The organism is Neorhizobium sp. JUb45, from assembly GCF_004343585.1.
GTDB lineage: Bacteria > Pseudomonadota > Alphaproteobacteria > Rhizobiales > Rhizobiaceae > Neorhizobium.
The window spans coordinates 70,885-88,872 of sequence record NZ_SLYW01000007.1 but is presented as its reverse complement, the minus strand read 5'-3'; the positions used below and the strand labels follow the sequence as shown (position 1 = coordinate 88,872).

Genomic DNA, 17,988 nt, shown 5'->3' with positions numbered 1-17,988 from the left:
ATGGATTGTAAAATGATCGGCGCCCGGCCAAAAAAATAGGCTTTGCGGGGCCGCCTGCTCCGGCCCCGCAAAGCCTTCCGACCAGGACAGGAAAACCCGGTCGGGGGGTGCTTACAGACAAGTCCGGTTGCATTCGATACGCGCCCCGGTGGTCCGCCCTTGTTGAAATCATTAATAAACTGCTAACGCGTTTTCGTCCTCCCACAAATGGGTGAAACAACGCAAATCAAAAAACCTTTTTTGGGAATATCGGAAAAATCAGGGTAGATTTACCTTTCCGATTTCGCTTGACGCCCTAAGCACTGTCACCAAAAAGTCATAAATAACAATGGCTCAGATGCCGGGCGTCATCAAAGCCTGCAACTGATCGGCGCTTGGCTCGCCCAAAACCTGTTGGCCATCCTTCGGATCGACCAACCGCGCCCAGACCTTTGACCCATCCGCCGAGAACAGGATGCGGATGTGGCTGTTTTGGCAATTGCGCGGATCGCAGGCGCCGAACAGTTCGAACGCCCCCTCCGGCAATGCGACGATACGCGATACGCCGGTGACATAACGCGCGTTGGTGATGATGCTGTGCGCCCATTCCGGCAGGTCGCGGCGACCGCGCAGAAGCGCGACGAGAGATTTTTTGTGTTCGGGCGAGGTGGCGATGACATGGTTGAGGGCACGGTTGCCGGTGGAGGCGGGAGCGGCCGGGGTCACGGACTGGGCGCCGCCGGAAGCCGTATCAGCGAATGAGCCGGCCGGAAGCAAGGTCGCAACGATCACAAACAACGCTGAAAATGTTCGCCTGAGCAAATGAGGTCCACATGAATTGCCAGCCGCCAACCTGATCACCCGAACCTCACCATTGCGTCCTGTCCGACCCGACGTTGCCGGGCTGGTCAACTTCCTGATCGGATGGCTGCCGTCCTGCTTCCCTGATGGATTGCCAGATAGCAGCAGCATCATCGATCAGCTTCCTGTTTTGAAGGCCATAGATAAAGCTTTTGGTCGATACAACATGCACGTTGTCGGGGATGATGATCCGCCTGCGCGTGAAATCGGAATCCTCATAGATCAACAACGCGGCCGTATCGGCAAAGCGCGCTTCAAAACCGGTCAGGAACTCGGAAATGGCCGCCTCTCCCAGACTGGACTGCCGCTTGCCGACGCGTCCCGCCTCCCTGGCAAACCGGGCATTTTCACCGGTCTCCGTTTCGGCGATGTGAACAAGGTCGGCATTCGCTTCAACAAAGCCAATAATGGCAAGCGCATCCGGCTTATCCTTGTTGCGCGTCGCTTCCCAGTAGACCTGATCCATCACATAGACCGGAAGCCTCAATGCGATCAGCAGGTCGAGACGCTTTGCCTTTGCAAGGCTGATCAGGGGGCCGGCATCCGGCACCACGATAACGACCTGGGTCATATGCCTCTTGCAGCCAGAAAATCCGCCATTCTATGGCCTTCGGAAGCGGCTTCCAGATCGCTCAACTCCGGCAACCAAAGATCATGCGCCACCATCAGATCCCAAAGTTCGGAATAGTCGACATCCAGCACAAACATCGCCCGCTGGCGTGAAATGCGCCCTTCGGAAAAATCCAGCAATGTCTTTTCGATTGTCGGCTGCGACGGCCGTGGGTTCAGCATGTGGCATCCTCCGCTTGACTGTCTTTGTTACAGGCCTGTCGCGGATACCCTTCAATTCCAATCATCGGGGCCGGTTTGCGATTGATCAACGACATCAGGGAACCGGCGCGTTGGTTGCAGCCACCGGATAATGCTTCAGCTCGTAGTTTTCGATGGAAATAGCAAGCGCATCGAAATGCGCTGCTTCCAGAGTTTCGGGGGCCGGTTCGCTCTCGAAATACGACCGCACTTGCTTCAATGCAGCTTCGTATTCCTCCTCGTTTTGAAGGGATTGCAACGATTGAGGCTGCTGCATGCGTTATCCTCCGTTTGACCCGCCTTGTTATACGCCTGTCAGCGTCAGCGTTCAAATGCCGAATAACCGACCTCAGCTCGCCTCGGCCAGTTGCTCGGCCGCCTGCAGATCCACCGAGACAAGCTGACTCACACCCTGCTCGGCCATGGTGACGCCGAAGAGGCGGTTCATGCGGGCCATGGTGATAGGGTTGTGGGTGATGATGACGAAACGGGTGGCGGTCGAGGCCGCCATTTCGTCCATCAGATTGCAGTAGCGCTCGACATTGTGGTCGTCGAGCGGCGCGTCCACTTCGTCCAGCACGCAGATCGGCGCGGGATTGGTGAGGAAGACGGCAAAGATCAGCGCCATGGCCGTCAGCGCCTGTTCGCCGCCAGAAAGCAGCGTCATCGTCTGCGGTTTCTTGCCCGGCGGGCGGGCTAGAATTTCGAGACCGGCTTCGAGCGGATCATCGCTTTCGATCAGTTGCAGTTCGGCCGTGCCGCCGTTGAAGAGATGGGTGAACAGTCGCTGGAACTGGGTGTTGACAACATCGAAAGCGGCGATCAGGCGTTCGCGGCCCTCACGGTTGAGGCTCTGGATGGCGCCGCGCAGTTTCTTGATGGCGTCGATCACGTCATCGCGCTCACGTGTGAGGGCTTCGAGCTTGTCGGAAAGCTCTTTCTGCTCTTCTTCGGCGCGCAGGTTGACGGCGCCGAGACGCTCGCGCTCGATCTTCAGGCGGTCCAGTTCACGCTCCACCTGCGCAATATCCGGCGGTGGCGCCTCGTGGCCGAGACCCGTCAGGCGCCATGCCTCGTGTGGTTCGCAGTTCAGCGCTTCGCGAATACGAATTTCCGTCTCGTTACGGCGCTCGGCGGCGGACACCAGACGTTCCTCGGCGCGACCACGGCGTTCGCGGGTTTCCGCCAGTTCCGACAGCGCGATCGTGGCGATGCGGTCGGCCTCGCGCTGGCGGGTTTCGGCCTCGACCAGCACGTCGGAGGCGGCCTTGCGGGCATCCTCGGCCTTCTGCAGTTCGGAGAGCAGCGCCCGGCGCTTGTCGTCGAATTCTTCCGGCGCGAGGTCGAGATCGACCATTTCCTCGCGCGCCTCTTCCTCGCGTTCGCGCAGCGAGGCGATATGGTCTTCGGCGCTCGCGGCTCGGCCCTGCCACGTGGCGCGTTCCTGACCGATGGCGGCGACACGGCGGCGGCGGGCATCGGTTTCGCGGGAAAGCCCTTCGTAACGGGCACGCGCTTCGGCCAACAGGCCGCGATCGGTGGCGACGGTTGCCTGCTGTTCGCGCAGGCGGGCATCGATCTCATCGACCTCGGGCGCGTCTTCCAGCTCGGCGCGGGCGGCTTCGTCCTGCTCGGACACTTCCGTGATCTGTTCGCGCAACTGTTCCAGCGCTGCGGCCGCCACATCACGACGGCGCATCAGGTCACCTGAGGCGCGCTCAGCGGCGGCCAGTGCATCGCGGGCCTCCGCCAGCTGGCGCTGGGCGATACGGCTGCGCTCGCGGGCATCGTGAAGGCGAAGTTCCTCAGTGGCGATCGTATCGATGGCGGCAGCAGCCAGCGTTTCGGCTTCCGACAGCGCAATCGCGGCTTCGTCGATTTCAGCTTCCAGTTCCGACAGGCGGTTTTTCTGGGCAAGACGCAGCGCGGCCGCACTCGGCGCTTCCGAACCGGTGACATGGCCATCCCAGCGGAAGACAGCGCCTTCGCGGGTGACGAGCCGTTGGCCGGGCTTCAGAAGCGGCATCAGGCGGTTGGCGGTTTCGAGATCGGCGACGCCGATCTGCGACAGGCGGCGGGCGAGCTGCGGCGGCGCGATGACATGCGCAATCATCGCCTCGACGTCATCGGGCAAAGCCGGATCGGAACCCGCATCACCGGCACCTGACCAATAGGAAGGTGCTGCCGCATCCAGAGCGCTTTCCAGATCATCGCCCAGAACGGCACCAACGGCTGTTTCGTAACCGCGATCGACCCGGATGACTTCTGCGACCGGCGGATAGGCCCCGGACGTATCGCCTGCGGCCAGCATGCGACGGATGGTCTTGCTTTCCGCTTCCAGCCCGTTCAGATGCGAGCGCGCTGCAACGACCGGCGCACGCGCCTCCGTCTCCCTGCGGCGGGCAAGACCAAGCGCCTCCTCTACGTCCTCGATCAGGACCGCTATATCCTCGACGGCAATTTCCGCCGCCTCCACCGCTTCGCGCCGTTCGGATGGATCAACCAGACCGGACAGGCGTTCATCGATTGCGGCAAGCTCCGCTTCCGCCTCACCAAACGAGCGCTCCAGACGGCCACGACGATCGGCCAGATCACGGATCACGCGTTCCAACTGCTGGCGACCGGCGGCGGCTTCGGCGCGCTCGGCGGTGATCTGGGCAAACACGCGTTCACTGTCGGCAAGGCTGGCGGCGGCACCCTCAAAAGTTTCGCGAAGTTCTTCGGCTTCCGAACCGGATTCGGCCAGCAGTTCCGCAAGTTCCGCCTCTTCAGCATCAAGGCGGGCCAGCACCTCGGCATTTTCCGAAACCAGCCGCTCCTCGCGGCGGATATCCTCGCCCAGTTGGGCAAGACGACGGGTCAGCTCATCGCGACGGCGCAGCAGTCGGCCCGCTTCTTCCTCCAGCTGGCCACGGGCGATCTGGATACGCTGCAGGGCGGCACCGGCGGCGGCTTCGGCTTCTCGCAGTTCCGGCAGCTTGTGGGCAACGATCGCCTGGTTCTTGGCCGCCTCCATCTGCGCCTGCGCCTTTTCGGCTACGATGGCAGTAGCCTGGTTGAGCGTGCTGACAGCCTCGCCCTCGGCCTCCTTGGCCTGCACCCAGCGGCTATGCAGGAGCATGGCCTCGCGGGCGCGGATATCGGCGGACAGGCTCTTGAAGCGGTTGGCCTGACGCGCCTGCCGTTTCAGGCTTTCGATCTGGTTTTCCAGCTGCGCCACGACGTCTTCGAGACGTTCAAGGTTGCCCTCGGCGGCGCGCAGGCGCAGTTCGGCTTCGTGGCGGCGCGAATGCAGGCCGGAAATGCCGGCGGCCTCTTCCAGCAACTGGCGGCGCGCCTGCGGTTTGGCCGAGATCAGCTCGCCGATGCGCCCCTGCCCCACCATCGAGGGCGAACGCGCGCCGGTGGAGGCATCGGCGAACAGAAGCTGCACGTCTTTCGCGCGGGCTTCCTTGCCGTTGATGCGGTAGACCGAGCCCTGCTCGCGCTCGATACGGCGCGACACCTGGATCTCGTCGGCATCGTTGAAGGCGGCCGGCGCGGTGCGGTCTGAATTGTCGAGATAAAGGCCGACTTCGGCGGTGTTGCGGGCCGGGCGGTTGCCGGAACCGGAAAAGATCACGTCGTCCATGCCGGACGCACGCATGTTCTTGTAGGAGTTTTCCCCCATCACCCAGCGCAGCGCTTCGACAAGATTGGACTTGCCGCAGCCGTTCGGGCCGACAACGCCGGTCAGGCCCGGTTCGATGATGAATTCGGTGGGTTCGACAAAGGATTTGAAACCGACGACGCGGAGGCGATTGAACTTCAATGGTTCGGCCTCCGGTCATGGTGGGTCAGTGCGTGACTAAACGATGGAATGAGAGCGGTGCAGCGGGTGTTCTTCTCCCCGTTATGACGGGGAGAAGGTGCCGGCAGGCGGATGAGGGGCAAAAGCCTCAAACTCAATGCCCGCGACCGCCCCTCATCCCCTCGCTGTCGCTCCGGACCTTCTCCCCGCAGGCGGGGAGAAGAGGCAAGCCGCGCCGTTATTCGGCCCAAATCCGCGGACACGCGCAAAAACCCGCCCGCGATCATTTCGCGATGGGTCCTAGAGCAGGGCGTCGATGACCGCCGACATTTGTGCAACCGACAGGTCTCCAGCATATTTCTCGCCGTTGATGATGAAGGTCGGCGTCGAGTTGACTTCGAAGTCCTTGGCGCCGCGCTGCATCGTTGCGTTCACATCATCGAGAAGCTTCTGGTTGGTCAAGCAGGCGTTGAAGCTTTCCTGTGAAAAACCGGCAATCTTGACGGCCTGCGTCAAACCGTTGCGGACATTGCCGTCTGCAGGTGCCGCCCAGGCACGCTGCTGCTTGAACAGCATCGAGATCATCGGGAAATACTGGTCGGCAGTGGCGAGCTCGCTCGGCTTGGACGGATTGCAGCGCGCCAGCATGAAAGCGGCGGTGGCGGCCGGGTCGAACGGGAATTCGCGCACGATGAAGCGCACCTTGCCGGTGTCGACGTATTTTTCCTTGATCGGATCGAACGTATTGGCGTGGAAGGCGGCGCAATGCGGGCAGGTCATCGACATGTATTCGACGATGGTGACCGGCGCGTCATCCTTGCCGAGCTGCATTTCCGGCAGCGGGCCGGGCTTCAGTACTTCGGCCATATCGACCTTGCCGGAGGATTCCGGCTTTTCCTGTGCCTGTGCCGAGGTCATGGAAGCGGCAAGCGTGAGGCCGAGGGCAGTGGAAGCGGATCCGGCGAGAAGCGCGCGGCGGCTGAGAGCTGCGGCAAAGGTCTCGTTGGTCATCGTCTGAATGGTCATGAAGACACCTGTTGAGAGAAAGTAAAAACTGTCGCGATTTCCGTAACCTGCCGCTTGGCGTCCGACAAGCGCGGCTTTCGTTACTCTTTTCAAACAATTGTGACGAGGAATGGACAGGGCAAGCCTGTAACGCACCTGTGGACGAAAGATCGCAGGGGACGAACGCAAGGTTAGCGCCGGATCGTCCGCTTTTTCTGCATCACCGCAGTCCCCAGCCGCGTCACGGCATTGCGCAGCGCATCGTTGTCGATGCCCTCCATCATCTCGTCCAGTTTGCGCGCTGCTTCGCCTTTCAGCGGCGGCGGCTTGGGGCGATGGCGCGGTGCCTGAACGACCGGTTTCTGCACGATGCGGATCTGGCGGATGGCGGGAAAGCCGAAAAACGCATTGATGCGGCCGATCAGCTCGCCCTGCGCATGGCTCAGGAACAATGCGCGCGCGCCTTCGCAGGCGATTGTCAGCGTGCCGGCCTGATAGCCGCTATCTGTACCGGGTTCGCGACGTGGCCACGCGATTTTTTCCGGGCGCGTACATTCGGCAAAATCCTCGCCGGCGATTTCATCCCAGGAACCGAGCAGGGCCGTGGAAATACCGGCGCGCTTGGCCAGCACCGGATCGATGATGCGGTTCGCCACCTCGGCGATCTGGTGGGCGCCGCGACGACGGAATTCCTTCTTTTCCGGCTGGCTCATTGAACATGCTCGGCTTTATGCGCCGCCGGCGCGACTGTCGTGCCGGGCGGCAAAAGAATCACTTTCTGTGATAGTGGCACCGCCACGATGATCACCAACCACAGGAACAGGCTATCATAGATATCCTGGAAGAACAGGATATTGGTGCTGCCGGCGATGAAGTAACCGATGGGCACGAGCAGCGCCATGAACAGACGTTTGCGGCGCGCGATAGTGGTCGGATTGCGCAGGACATTAAGAACCGGCGAAAACAGCATCAGCAGCGTTGCGATCAGGCCGATCAGGCCGGCATCCACGGTGGCGCTGATAAAACCATTGTGGAAATGGGTGAAGGTGTATCCGGCCTGCTCGATCAGCTCGGAGCGGTTCTGCACGCCATAACCCAGCCACGGGTTTTCCGCGATCAAGCCGCTTGCATATTTCCACAGGCCGATGCGGGCGGTGTAGGATTCGTCGGCCCCGGTATCGTTGGCGAAATACCCGAGCATTTCGATCAGCCGCTGCGAATGTTTGAACCCCATGGCAAAAACTACAACGACACCGATGACAAGAAGTACAGCGCCCTTCCAGTTGTAGAAACGGCGCAGTTTCTGCGGAAACAGCGCAAACAGCATGACCAGCGCGATGGCGGGGATGGGCAGCACACCACGTGATTGCGACAGCAGCACGCACATAATGCCGGCAACGAATCCGGCCCAGCCAAGCGCCTGCCGACGTGGCCGCGGCGACACCGTATTGAGCAGCGACACAGACGCCAGCATGGCGCAAACCATGCTGAACGGCAGCGCATTGCCGATGCCGCCGGAAGCGCGGATCTGATAAAATTCAACTTGCACAAAAGCGAGCGGCAAGGCCAGTATGCCACACACGGCCGCACCGACCAGGAACGCATCGATGAGCGAGGAACTGGACCCGACGCGCAGGCGCGGCAGGATCAGCGGAAAAAAGATGAAGGGCAGAAGCGCCGCGCCGCGGCTGAGCAATCTGTCGGCTGTCGCCGGGTCGTAATTGACGAAAGCCGCAAGAAGGATTGTCGCGGAATAGAGCAAGGCCGGCCCGATGACATAAAGATCACTGCGCTGGAAACGGGCCGGATAACGTTTCAGCGCCAGTGAAACCAGCGCCCAGACCATGGATATGCCAAGAAGGATGGTAATGATTGAACCGGCTATTGCGGCGGCGGCGCTGACGATGGCCAGACAGACCACATTATTCCGTTGCATCGACGGCAGTTTCATTCCGGCTCTTTTCATTGATGTAGATTACGCCGAATACATAGGAGAGTGATTCTCCAAGGGAAGCGCTATCTTGCACGGCAGCATGAAAATATCCAATCTTTACAGTGTCGCATTGCTGCATTGGTACGATCGCCACCACCGCGAGCTACCTTGGCGTGTCAGCCCTGTGGCAGCAAAAGCAGGCATTTTTGCGAATCCGTATCATGTCTGGTTGTCGGAAGTCATGCTGCAGCAGACCACGGTGCAGGCCGTCAAACCCTATTTTGCAAAATTTCTATCGCTGTGGCCGAGGGTGGAAGACCTTGCCGCCGCCCCGACGGATGATGTCATGGCCGCTTGGGCGGGGCTCGGTTATTACGCCCGCGCCCGCAACCTGAAAAAATGCGCCGAAGCGGTGGCCCGCGATCATGGCGGCATTTTTCCCGACACCGAGGCTGGCCTGAAGGCCCTGCCGGGCATCGGCGATTACACCGCAGCAGCCGTCGCCGCGATCGCCTTCAACCGGCAGGCCGCCGTGATGGACGGCAATGTCGAGCGGGTGATCTCCCGCCTTTTTACGATCGATGCCCCTCTGCCCGGCTCCAAGCCGCTGATGAAGGAAAAGGTGGCGGAACTGACGCCTTCCGACCGGCCCGGCGATTTCGCGCAAGCGATGATGGATCTCGGTGCCACCATCTGTACGCCAAAACGTCCCGCCTGCGCGCTCTGTCCGTTCAGCAGCCACTGTCTGGCGCTGGCAAATGACGAGCCCGAGCGTTTTCCGGTGAAGGCGCCGAAAAAGACGAAACCGGTGCGTTATGGCGCCGCCTTCGTGGCGGTGACGCCCGATGGCGAAATTCTCCTTCGGCGCCGCATTGAGACGGGACTGCTCGGCCGCATGACGGAAGTGCCGACCACCGGCTGGACGGCACGCATCGACGGCGGCACGACGCCCGAGCACGCGCCGTTTGCCGGCGACTGGCAGGCTTGCGGCCAGATCGTCCACGTCTTCACCCATTTCGAACTCCGGCTTTCAGTCTACCGGCTGAGCCACGAAAAGATCGACACGGATGGCGGCGGCTGGTGGGAGCCGGTGACCAATCTTGAGGCACAGGCATTGCCGACCGTCATGAAAAAGGCAATCGTACAGGCGATACCGCTCGCGTTTTCAAAACTGTAATACTGATATCAGGAAGGTTTCATGGCCGCTCACATCGACCACATCGTCTTCGACATCGGCAAGGTGCTGATACATTACGACCCGAACATTCCGTTCAGCCGCATCATTCCCGACGATGCCGAGCGCAAATGGTTCTTCGACAATGTCTGCACCCATGAATGGAACCTCGAGCAGGATCGTGGCCGCACATGGGCAGAGGCAGAAGCGCTGCTGATCGCACAACATCCCGACCGCACCGACCAGATCCGCGCCTTCCGACAGCATTGGCACGAAATGGTGCCGTATGCCTATGACGGTTCGGTTGCGATCATGGAAAGCCTGATCGCGCAGGGCCGCGACGTGACCATGCTCACCAACTTTGCCTCCGACACGTTTCGGCAGGCACAGGAGATCTTTCCGTTCCTGAAAAAGCCACGCGGCGTCACGGTGTCCGGCGATATAAAACTGATCAAGCCGGATGTGGCGATCTACGAAAAACACGCCCGCGATTTCGGCCTGAAACCGCAAGCCACCCTGTTCATCGACGACAGTTTTCCGAATGTCGAAGGCGCGCGGAAAGCCGGCTGGCAGGCGGTGCATTTTGTCGATGTCGAGACGTTGAAGACGGATCTGGCGGCACTGGGCGTGGCGTTTTAGGCCCAGCCGACGCGTTTCCGCGCGTCGAAGTGATGACGGTTAGAACTCCTGCAACGCTTTCGGCACAAGATAGGCACTATCTTTGAAACGCAGGCGATGTTTGATCGTAATCACCTTTTCGGTGTCCCTGCATTCGTCCCAAACCGCTTCGTGGAGGATATTGGCCCGCTTTTCCGAGACCAGAAGATCGGCAATTGCGCCCTTTGACGACGGAGCCATGGACAGTGTGCGCGTTTTCTCCTCGAATTCACCGTTGCAATTGGTGTCCGTCTCACCGCGGTACTGATAGACCGTGAAGTTTTCCAGGATCGGCTTCAGCTGATTTCCCTCGGCGAAAAACAGCCATAGACTGGTGTCGCTGAAGGGATTGGGACGGGAGCTGCCGCGGGTCATCTTACGCAGTCCGAAGGCAACGTTTTCAGGTGCCAGCTGATAGAACGCCGTGTCGAATGTCAGCTCCTCGATAGAAATCGCATCATCGCTCGTCAGGCCTTCGACGCGATGCCTCTGTTTCACATCGAAACTTTTGCTTTCGAGCACGAGCATGTCGAGATCGCCCTCGTTCATGCCATCCTGCTGCGGCTCGTTCATCAACGGCACCGCCAACAGCGTCAGTTCCGGCCGGGCGGGCCAGGTACGGCAAAGCATGGCCTGCGGATTGCGGCCCAAATAGCCACTCTCCGGCAAGGTCAGCTTCCGTCCCTCCACCTCGAATTTGTTGTCCGGTAATGCCTTGGCCTCTGGATAGGCCTTGGTGACAATCTCCGCCAGTCTTGCCGCGCACACATCCTCCGTCGCATGCGCCGCCGGGCCGGTCGAGACAAAGCCGCTAAGAACGGCGAAAGCAAAAACCGTCCGGCGCGTCATGGTCACTCCCCCGCCGAAACACTGCCGCGGATCGCGCCGCCGGTGACGTCAATCATCGGCACGGCACCATTCGGCACCATCGTCGTCGGCAATTGCCCGTTCCAGCGTTCCGCCTGGGTCAGCGACACGAGGCCGGGATTGTCCTTCAAAGCATCGCCGCGCGCCTTGATGGCGTCGGCTTCCGCCTCACCGCGCACGCGGATGGCTTCGGCATCGGCTTGGGCCTGCAGGCGCACCGCATCGGCCTGCGCCTGCGCATCGGCACGGCGGGCATCGGCGTTTGCATTGGCGCGGGTGACGGTGATTTCCGCCTGCACCTTTTCGCGCTCGGCATTCTGGCGCAGACGCTGCACCTCGACCTCGGCCAACATGCGCTGCTCGATACTCGCCTCGTAGGCGTCAGAAAAATCGATATTTTCGATCTGCACACTGTCGACGATGACCGGCCCCTTGACGCCGGCCTGGATGGCATCGGCGATTTCCTGATTGAGGCGGCCACGCTCCTGAATGGCGGTAACGGCGTTGAAGCGGCCGAACACGGTTTTGCTTTCCTCGAAGACGCGACGCTCGACCAGACGGCTCAACAGGCCTGCTTCCGAACCGAACTGTTCGTAGACGGTGGCCACCTGATCGACTGGGATACGGTAGTTGACCGAAAGCTTCATCGTTGCCGGCTGTTGGTCGCGGCTATAGGCATCCATGTTCGAATAGATCGCGGCCTGCGACTGCACGGAAATGCGCACGATGCTGTCTATGATCGGCAGCTTGAAACCGAGGCCCGGTTCGGCGGTGCCGGCAATCGCGCCGTAACGCAGCACGACGCCACGCTCGCCCTGGTCGATCGTGTACCACGAGCCGAACACGATGCTGAGCACGACAATGGCGACGGCGCCGAAAATCAAGGTTGGAACAGTCGAAACGAAACGCATATTTCCCCCACATCCTAAAAGGATGAACACTCAGAACATAAGTCATCATCGCAATTTTGCGACGACGGTGCAGCCGGCTTGCGCCGAAATCCGCATTCGGTGTCGCAACTAACGACAACGCGCTCTGAAATCGAGGGTAGAAACCACAAATAAAAGACGCCAGATCTCGATGGGAGACCGGGCGTCAAGGATCCTCTTCCGGGACTAGAGGTACATGACCGGAAGAAGAATATCGCGATAGGGCGGCCACCGGTTCATCCTGCGGCCTCTGAGCTGGTGGATCAGCCTGCCTTTGCCATATCGTTTCTGATGACGGTCCGAAGATCGTCGATGGGTTTCAGCACACCGTCTTCCTCGTAGTGCCAGAAGGTCCAGCCGTTGCAGGCGTCAAACCCCTGCACCTTGGCGCCGAGGCGGTGGATCGAGCCGGCGGAACCGCCGGATGCCAGCGTGCCATCGGCGCGCACGATGGCGCTCCATTTGCGTTTTGCGTCGGTCAGAACCTGACCGGGACGGATGAGGCCCGATTCGACCAGCGTGTTGAAGGCGACGCGCGGTTCGGCCTTCTTGCCGGTCATGACGGTCAGTTCCGCGCCACCGAGCGGCTCGACGGCTTCGATACGGGCGGATGCGGCGTCGATATAATCCTGCTCGCGCTCGATGCCGACAAAGTTGCGGCCGAGGCGCTTTGCGACAGCACCGGTCGTGCCCGAACCGAAGAACGGATCGAGGATGATGTCGCCCGGCTTGGTGCAGGACATGATGATGCGGGCGAGCAGCGCTTCCGGCTTCTGGGTCGGATGCACCTTCTTGCCATCGTCACCCTTCAGGCGTTCGCCACCCGAGCAGATCGGAAACAGCCAGTCGGAGCGCATCTGCACGTCGTCGTTGGAGGCCTTGAGGGCATCGTAATTGAACGTGTAGCCCTTGGACTTGGCATCGCGGCTGGCCCAGATCATGGTTTCGTGGGCATTCTGGAACCGGCGTCCCTTGAAGTTCGGCATCGGGTTGGTCTTGCGCCAGACGATGTCGTTCAGCAGCCAGAAGTTCAGGTCCTGCATAATCGCGCCGACGCGAAAAATGTTGTGGTAGGAGCCGATCACCCAGATCGTGCCATTCGGTTTCAACACGCGGCGGCAGGCGAGCAGCCAGGCGCGGGTGAAGGCATCGTACATTTCGAAGGAGGCGAACTGGTCCCATTCGTCATCGACGGCATCGACGACGGAATGATCGGGACGGTGCAGCGTGCCGCCGAGCTGCAGGTTATACGGCGGGTCGGCAAAGATCGCGTCGACCGAATGATCCGGCAGAGCATTGAGCGCGGCGACGCAATCGCCCTTGATGATGGAGTTCAGCCAGTTTTTCGGCTGATGGCGGGTCGATGTGATGTCGGCCAGCGGGAATACGAACGCCATTTTGATACTCGCCTCTACGCTTACTCGGATACGTGTTTAGTGTCTGTTATGGTTACCTAGTTTGGTTACCAAACACTGAACGGGCGGATGATTTCGGGAAAAGAATGCGCGCTGGCCGGCCGCATTGATGTTTTCCGGCGATGGCATATTCTTAACAGGCAGCCACGGCGCATGATTGGAAAGCGAACATGGTGAAAACGCTGCGCACCACCCCCAATTGCAGCAACGCCTTGGATTACGAACGTTGGCTTGAGGAGAGATGACGGCACGCGCTCAGGAGCTTTTAAAGACCCATCGATAGAGATTCCCGCCGAACTCGTGCGGGCTCGTTTCGAAGAAAAGCGGCGTATCCAAAAAACGAATGCGGGTCGGGCGTAGTTCGTCACATCAGTTATCGGCCTGCAAAGTCACTACGCTTAAAGAAGGCCGCGTTTTTCTCGGTATTTGAGATAAGCGATCAGAGCACCGACAATAATGATGCCTACGATCGGCGTGATCAGTTAGAGAAGTTCAAACGTCGACATCGATGTCATCATCTGACCTGATCCTTTTCAGTAAAAATGCACCAAGTGAATGTAGCATGATTGCGAGGGAAGCCAAAAAAGCGCACTGACGAAAATGGTGAGCGTCAGTTGAAAGCTCAAGACGGCGGCCATGAAAGGAACGATCGCGCCCGCAGCCCCTACTGCCGTCGCCAGTTGATTGCACCAGGCGGCGTGATGCTTGCTGAGTTCATTAAAGACCGCCAAATCACGCTTCGATCTGATTTTCATATCTGGACCGCCCGTTCACCCCAACCCAAATGCAACTATACGTCGCATCACATTGCAATCCCTCACCCCGCATGCACCGCCCGGCTATCCTCCGGCACCTCCTCCCTCTCGTTCATCCCATAGTCCCGCAGCACATGCGCCACCCGCAGCCGGTAATCGGCGAATACCCCGCCTCTTCCCGCCTTCTGGGCGGCGCGGTGACTTTCGAGATTGCGCCATCGCTTCACCGCCGCCTCGTCGCGCCAGAAGGACAGCGACAGAATCTTGCCGCGGTTGGTGAGGCTTTCGAACCGTTCGATCGAGATGAACCCGTCGACCGTGTCCAGTTCCTTGCGCAACTCCCCCGCAAGGTCGAGATAATGGTGTCTTTCGCCCATGAAAGGCATGACTTCGAAAATGACGGCGATCATGGTTTTCCTCCCAAAGCATGCGGCAGCGACAGGTTTTTCAGAAAGATGCGGTCTTCCTTGAGAATGAACCGTTCCCGCTTCGCGAATTCGTAATTCTGCCGCCCGAGTGGGTCGCTCGCAAGGTTCTGGCGATAGGCCTCATAGGCGGCGAGGTTTTCTATATTGTAGATGCCGTAAGCCGTGGTCGCCGAGCCCTCGTGCGGGCCGAAATAGCCGATGAGGTCGGCGCCGTTGCGCGGAATGCACTGGCCCCATGTCCTCGAATACTCAGCGAATTCCTCACGTTTGAACGGATCGATCTCGTAGCGGATAAAGCAGGTGATCATGATGCGGCTCCTTCTGTTGGCACGCCTCCTTCTGCCATGCCCGTTTTCACCGATGCTTCGGTCCAGATCGAAGCATGAGCGGAAATTGTGTGCTAAAAGGCTGGTCATGAAAGAAGGACCGGATATCGCCCGTCTGGGCATGCTGATCGGCGACCCCGCCCGCGCCAACATGCTGACCGCCCTGATGGGCGGCCAAGCCCTCACCGCAAGCGAACTGGCGCAGGCCGCCGGCGTGTCGCTGCCGACCGCCAGTTCACACCTCTCCAAGCTGGAGGATGGCGGGCTGCTCTCACAACGCAAGCAGGGCCGGCATCGTTATTTCGCGCTGGCTGATACCGCGACGGGCGCCATGCTGGAAAGCCTGATGGGTTTTGCCGCCAGCCGCGGCCATCTGCGCCACAAGCCCGGCCCAAAAGACCCGGCTTTGCGCAAGGCGCGTGTCTGCTACGATCATCTCGCCGGCGATTTTGGCGTGCGCATGCTGGACAGTTTTTTGTGCGAAGGGACAATTGTCGCTGATGGTGAGGAACTGACCCTGACGGATGCGGGCCACGCGCGCGTTTCTGCCCTTGGCATCGATGTGACAAGCCTGCATTCGCCGCGTCGGCCTCTCTGCAAATCCTGCCTCGACTGGAGCGAACGGCGCTCGCACCTAGCCGGCTCGCTCGGCAAGGCACTGCTTGGCCATTTCATCGATCAGGGCTGGGCGCGACGAGTGGCCGATAGTCGCGTCATCACCTTCACACCGGAGGGCGAACGCCGTTTTATGGCCGTTTTTCCGGTCGATTGAGCCGTTTCGCATTGTTCGTCCGGCCCGCCTCGTGTAGAGCCGGCTTACCCATCAGTTTTGAGAGAATTTTTGCTCATGAGCGGTTTCGACCTCATCATCTTCGACTGCGACGGCGTTCTGGTCGATTCGGAAATCATCGCCGCGCAGGTGGAATCCCGCCTGCTGACTGAAGCCGGATACCCGATCAGCACGGAAGAGATGGGCGAACGTTTCGCCGGTCTCACCTGGCGCGACATTCTCCTGCAGGTGGAAAAGGAAGCCGATATTCCGCTGTCCGCTTCGCTGCTCGACAAGTCGGAAAAGCTGCTGGACGCGCGACTGGCGCGTGACGTCAAGGTGATCGATGGCGTGAAGTTCGCGCTGGCGCGGCTCACCACGCAACGCTGCATCTGCTCCAATTCCTCCTCGGCACGGCTGGAGATGATGCTGACCAAGGTCGGCCTGAAGCCATATTTCGAAAACCACATCTATTCGGCAAAGGATCTTGGACCCGACCGCGTGAAGCCCAAGCCGGATATCTTTCTGCATGGTGCTAAGCAGTTCAATGTCGCGCCGGAGCGCTGCCTCGTGATCGAGGATTCGTCGCATGGCGTGCACGGCGCGCGTGCTGCCGGCATGCGGGTGATCGGTTTCACCGGCGCGTCGCATACCTATCCCAGCCACGCCGACAAGCTGACCGATGCGGGCGCCGAAACGGTGATTTCCCGCATGATCGAATTGCCGGCCATGGTGGCGGCATTGGCGGAATGGGAAGTGGTGTGAGGCAGGCCTTAGGGTACGCCACGACCTTCAGCGACCACGCCGCTCCTTATTGCTATCGCACATCAAAAAGTGGCTCTGGCCTGCCGACCATCAAAGTGGCAGAGGCTCAGCGACGATAGGGGCGCAGCTAATCTTCGCCATTCTGTTGGCTTGAACGGAGTCGGATATTCGTTCGGCCGGCGCGTCGTAGTCACAGCATGAGGCAAAGCCGGCCGAACGAATAGGCGGCCCGTTTAACTGTGACTGCTTTAGATCGTCGTAAAGACCGGTTCGTAGCTGACCGGAAAATTCACCGATCTGGCGATGAAGCACACCTCATGGATCCGGTGGTGAATTTCGTGGGCAACGGTGAGATCCGCGCCTTCTTTTACGGTGATACGCGGGCGCAAAATAGCAGCAGTGAATTTTCCGGCGCCATTTCTGGATATCTCGCCAACTCCGATCGGCGCGTCGTCATAGGCCGTCACAACGATGTTGGCCTCCGACGCATAGTGGAGATACCAAAGCATATGGCAGGCGGACAGGGCTGAAATCAGCAGGTCTTCGGGATTCATCTTGCTCTTGTCTCCGCCCAGAAGCGGATCATTGGAACAATGTATGGGGGCCTTGCCGTCGATGGCGATGTCCCAGGTGCGGTCATAGGCGCGATAGCTCGAGGTCCCCTCGCCCCGGTTTCCCGTCCAGATGATGCGTGATGAATACTCGTGCCCCATGATCTTGCCAAAGCTCCGCTTAAATATGTATACGCGTATACGACATATATCGGAGTTGTAAATGGCCCTTGTCGATCAGATCCGCGCATCCATCCTGAATGGTGAAAGCGGACCGGGAACCGTGCTCTCGCAGACGGACCTTGCTGCCGCCCACGGCGTGAGCCGGATACCGGTACGCGATGCCTTGCAGGCGCTGGCCGCTGAGAAAATCGTCGAAATCCTTCCGGGCAAAGGCGCGCGCGTCATCACGCTCAGCGCGGATGAGCTAGACGAGATTTTTGACCTTCGCACTCTTCTGGAATGCGACCTGCTGCGACGCGCGACGGCCCTCGCCGACGCAAAGGCGCATGCCGAGGCCGAATACATGCTGCAAAAGTCATCTCTGGAAGCAGAGCGCCCTGGCTGGCATGCCGGCGACTGGGATTTCCATCGCACGCTTTATCTTCCAGCGGGACGGCCGCGTCAGCTTTCGATCGTCGAAGAACTGCGAACCAGCTGCGTTGTCCATGCGGCGGGCTACGCAGGCCTTGCATCGGAAACACAACAATGGCTGGAGGATCATCGGCGGATGGTGCAGGCCTATGTAAACGGGGCTGCCGACGAAGCGTGCAAACTGCTTCACAGTCATATTATCGCCGCCCGAAACGCGCTGACCAGTGTCGCAATGTAACGCCCGGCACCACTAAACCGCGAGGCAAGCTGCGACATCGACAATACAAGGCGCTTCGCCTTATTGCCCGTACCGGGTCGGCGTATCTCGAAATCCTCGCCGGGCGATTGACCAAAAGCCGGAGGGCGGCAGGGCTGCCGTC

General features: G+C 60.1%; 20 protein-coding genes. 5 read left to right on the top strand and 15 right to left on the bottom strand.

Annotation, left to right across the window (positions count from 1 at the left end):
* Positions 1-333: 333 nt before the first annotated feature.
* The 8 genes from EDF70_RS22725 to EDF70_RS22690 form a co-directional block, all read right to left on the bottom strand.
* On the bottom strand, positions 334-771 hold the full coding sequence (locus tag EDF70_RS22725; RefSeq protein WP_245519305.1) for an Ivy family c-type lysozyme inhibitor: 438 nt from the start codon (positions 769-771) through the stop codon (positions 334-336).
* A gap of 76 nt (positions 772-847) precedes the next feature.
* The gene (locus tag EDF70_RS22720) at positions 848-1,411 is read right to left on the bottom strand and encodes a hypothetical protein (RefSeq protein ID WP_132278219.1); all 564 of its coding nucleotides are present in this window, start codon (positions 1,409-1,411) and stop codon (positions 848-850) included.
* Complete coding sequence (locus tag EDF70_RS22715) at positions 1,408-1,632, bottom strand: hypothetical protein (RefSeq protein ID WP_132278217.1); 225 nt, start codon at positions 1,630-1,632, stop codon at positions 1,408-1,410. The genes EDF70_RS22720 and EDF70_RS22715 overlap by 4 nt, the downstream gene beginning before the upstream one ends.
* A 94-nt stretch (positions 1,633-1,726) precedes the next feature.
* Positions 1,727-1,927: a hypothetical protein gene (locus EDF70_RS22710; RefSeq protein WP_132278215.1), complete on the bottom strand. Its 201-nt coding sequence runs from the start codon at positions 1,925-1,927 to the stop codon at positions 1,727-1,729.
* A 72-nt stretch (positions 1,928-1,999) separates the two neighbouring features.
* Positions 2,000-5,461, bottom strand: a complete 3,462-nt coding sequence (locus tag EDF70_RS22705) for a chromosome segregation SMC family protein (protein ID WP_132278213.1) — start codon at positions 5,459-5,461, stop codon at positions 2,000-2,002.
* Between the two features lie 279 nt (positions 5,462-5,740).
* Complete coding sequence (locus tag EDF70_RS22700; protein WP_245519299.1) at positions 5,741-6,466, bottom strand: DsbA family protein; 726 nt, start codon at positions 6,464-6,466, stop codon at positions 5,741-5,743.
* 170 nt (positions 6,467-6,636) lie between these two features.
* Positions 6,637-7,158, bottom strand: a complete 522-nt coding sequence (locus EDF70_RS22695; RefSeq protein WP_132278211.1) for a DUF721 domain-containing protein — start codon at positions 7,156-7,158, stop codon at positions 6,637-6,639.
* Complete coding sequence (locus EDF70_RS22690; RefSeq protein ID WP_165932102.1) at positions 7,155-8,381, bottom strand: O-antigen ligase family protein; 1,227 nt, start codon at positions 8,379-8,381, stop codon at positions 7,155-7,157. Before EDF70_RS22690 ends, EDF70_RS22695 begins: the two co-directional genes overlap by 4 nt.
* Positions 8,382-8,478: 97 nt before the next feature.
* Here EDF70_RS22690 and mutY point away from each other — a divergent pair, with 97 nt between their 5' ends.
* Positions 8,479-9,555 (top strand): A/G-specific adenine glycosylase, encoded by a 1,077-nt coding sequence (gene mutY, locus EDF70_RS22685; protein WP_132278207.1) that lies wholly within the window; start codon positions 8,479-8,481, stop codon positions 9,553-9,555.
* Between the two features lie 21 nt (positions 9,556-9,576).
* Positions 9,577-10,191: an HAD family phosphatase gene (locus tag EDF70_RS22680; protein ID WP_132278205.1), complete on the top strand. Its 615-nt coding sequence runs from the start codon at positions 9,577-9,579 to the stop codon at positions 10,189-10,191.
* 39 nt (positions 10,192-10,230) lie between these two features.
* Here the strand turns inward: EDF70_RS22680 and EDF70_RS22675 are convergent, their stop codons facing one another.
* From EDF70_RS22675 to EDF70_RS22650, 6 genes are all read right to left on the bottom strand, one after another.
* Positions 10,231-11,058 carry a hypothetical protein gene (locus tag EDF70_RS22675; protein WP_132278203.1) on the bottom strand — a complete coding sequence of 276 codons (828 nt, stop codon included), beginning with the start codon at positions 11,056-11,058 and terminating at the stop codon, positions 10,231-10,233.
* 2 nt (positions 11,059-11,060) lie between these two features.
* Positions 11,061-11,987: a prohibitin family protein gene (locus tag EDF70_RS22670; protein ID WP_132278201.1), complete on the bottom strand. Its 927-nt coding sequence runs from the start codon at positions 11,985-11,987 to the stop codon at positions 11,061-11,063.
* Between the two features lie 281 nt (positions 11,988-12,268).
* Complete coding sequence (locus tag EDF70_RS22665) at positions 12,269-13,402, bottom strand: site-specific DNA-methyltransferase (RefSeq protein ID WP_132278199.1); 1,134 nt, start codon at positions 13,400-13,402, stop codon at positions 12,269-12,271.
* A 551-nt stretch (positions 13,403-13,953) separates the two neighbouring features.
* Complete coding sequence (locus tag EDF70_RS22660; RefSeq protein WP_132278197.1) at positions 13,954-14,175, bottom strand: hypothetical protein; 222 nt, start codon at positions 14,173-14,175, stop codon at positions 13,954-13,956.
* Between the two features lie 62 nt (positions 14,176-14,237).
* Positions 14,238-14,585, bottom strand: coding sequence for an antibiotic biosynthesis monooxygenase (locus EDF70_RS22655; RefSeq protein WP_132278195.1), 348 nt, complete (start codon positions 14,583-14,585; stop codon positions 14,238-14,240).
* On the bottom strand, positions 14,582-14,911 hold the full coding sequence (locus tag EDF70_RS22650; protein ID WP_132278192.1) for an NIPSNAP family protein: 330 nt from the start codon (positions 14,909-14,911) through the stop codon (positions 14,582-14,584). Before EDF70_RS22650 ends, EDF70_RS22655 begins: the two co-directional genes overlap by 4 nt.
* A gap of 106 nt (positions 14,912-15,017) precedes the next feature.
* Between EDF70_RS22650 and EDF70_RS22645 the strand changes: the two genes are divergently transcribed.
* A complete protein-coding gene (locus EDF70_RS22645; protein ID WP_132278190.1) occupies positions 15,018-15,701 on the top strand; it encodes a winged helix-turn-helix domain-containing protein in 684 nt (227 codons plus the stop codon).
* Between the two features lie 75 nt (positions 15,702-15,776).
* Positions 15,777-16,463 carry an HAD family hydrolase gene (locus EDF70_RS22640; RefSeq protein WP_132278188.1) on the top strand — a complete coding sequence of 229 codons (687 nt, stop codon included), beginning with the start codon at positions 15,777-15,779 and terminating at the stop codon, positions 16,461-16,463.
* A gap of 248 nt (positions 16,464-16,711) precedes the next feature.
* Here the strand turns inward: EDF70_RS22640 and EDF70_RS22635 are convergent, their stop codons facing one another.
* Positions 16,712-17,176: an OsmC family protein gene (locus EDF70_RS22635; RefSeq protein WP_132278186.1), complete on the bottom strand. Its 465-nt coding sequence runs from the start codon at positions 17,174-17,176 to the stop codon at positions 16,712-16,714.
* Between the two features lie 61 nt (positions 17,177-17,237).
* Here EDF70_RS22635 and EDF70_RS22630 point away from each other — a divergent pair, with 61 nt between their 5' ends.
* Positions 17,238-17,846 carry a GntR family transcriptional regulator gene (locus EDF70_RS22630; protein WP_132278184.1) on the top strand — a complete coding sequence of 203 codons (609 nt, stop codon included), beginning with the start codon at positions 17,238-17,240 and terminating at the stop codon, positions 17,844-17,846.
* Positions 17,847-17,988: the final 142 nt, after the last annotated feature.

Excerpts from the sequence above, each read along its gene's own strand:
- EDF70_RS22720 (WP_132278219.1), bottom strand. The coding sequence starts at position 1,411 with ATGACCCAGGTCGTTATCGTGGTGCCGGATGCCGGCCCCCTGATCAGC.
- EDF70_RS22715 (WP_132278217.1), bottom strand. The coding sequence starts at position 1,632 with ATGCTGAACCCACGGCCGTCGCAGCCGACAATCGAAAAGACATTGCTG.
- EDF70_RS22710 (WP_132278215.1), bottom strand. The coding sequence starts at position 1,927 with ATGCAGCAGCCTCAATCGTTGCAATCCCTTCAAAACGAGGAGGAATAC.
- EDF70_RS22700 (WP_245519299.1), bottom strand. The coding sequence starts at position 6,466 with ATGACCATTCAGACGATGACCAACGAGACCTTTGCCGCAGCTCTCAGC.
- EDF70_RS22695 (WP_132278211.1), bottom strand. The coding sequence starts at position 7,158 with ATGAGCCAGCCGGAAAAGAAGGAATTCCGTCGTCGCGGCGCCCACCAG.
- EDF70_RS22690 (WP_165932102.1), bottom strand. The coding sequence starts at position 8,381 with ATGCAACGGAATAATGTGGTCTGTCTGGCCATCGTCAGCGCCGCCGCC.
- mutY (WP_132278207.1), top strand. The coding sequence starts at position 8,479 with ATGAAAATATCCAATCTTTACAGTGTCGCATTGCTGCATTGGTACGAT.
- EDF70_RS22680 (WP_132278205.1), top strand. The coding sequence starts at position 9,577 with ATGGCCGCTCACATCGACCACATCGTCTTCGACATCGGCAAGGTGCTG.
- EDF70_RS22675 (WP_132278203.1), bottom strand. The coding sequence starts at position 11,058 with ATGACGCGCCGGACGGTTTTTGCTTTCGCCGTTCTTAGCGGCTTTGTC.
- EDF70_RS22670 (WP_132278201.1), bottom strand. The coding sequence starts at position 11,987 with ATGCGTTTCGTTTCGACTGTTCCAACCTTGATTTTCGGCGCCGTCGCC.
- EDF70_RS22665 (WP_132278199.1), bottom strand. The coding sequence starts at position 13,402 with ATGGCGTTCGTATTCCCGCTGGCCGACATCACATCGACCCGCCATCAG.
- EDF70_RS22660 (WP_132278197.1), bottom strand. The coding sequence starts at position 14,175 with ATGAAAATCAGATCGAAGCGTGATTTGGCGGTCTTTAATGAACTCAGC.
- EDF70_RS22655 (WP_132278195.1), bottom strand. The coding sequence starts at position 14,585 with ATGATCGCCGTCATTTTCGAAGTCATGCCTTTCATGGGCGAAAGACAC.
- EDF70_RS22650 (WP_132278192.1), bottom strand. The coding sequence starts at position 14,911 with ATGATCACCTGCTTTATCCGCTACGAGATCGATCCGTTCAAACGTGAG.
- EDF70_RS22645 (WP_132278190.1), top strand. The coding sequence starts at position 15,018 with ATGAAAGAAGGACCGGATATCGCCCGTCTGGGCATGCTGATCGGCGAC.
- EDF70_RS22640 (WP_132278188.1), top strand. The coding sequence starts at position 15,777 with ATGAGCGGTTTCGACCTCATCATCTTCGACTGCGACGGCGTTCTGGTC.
- EDF70_RS22635 (WP_132278186.1), bottom strand. The coding sequence starts at position 17,176 with ATGGGGCACGAGTATTCATCACGCATCATCTGGACGGGAAACCGGGGC.
- EDF70_RS22630 (WP_132278184.1), top strand. The coding sequence starts at position 17,238 with ATGGCCCTTGTCGATCAGATCCGCGCATCCATCCTGAATGGTGAAAGC.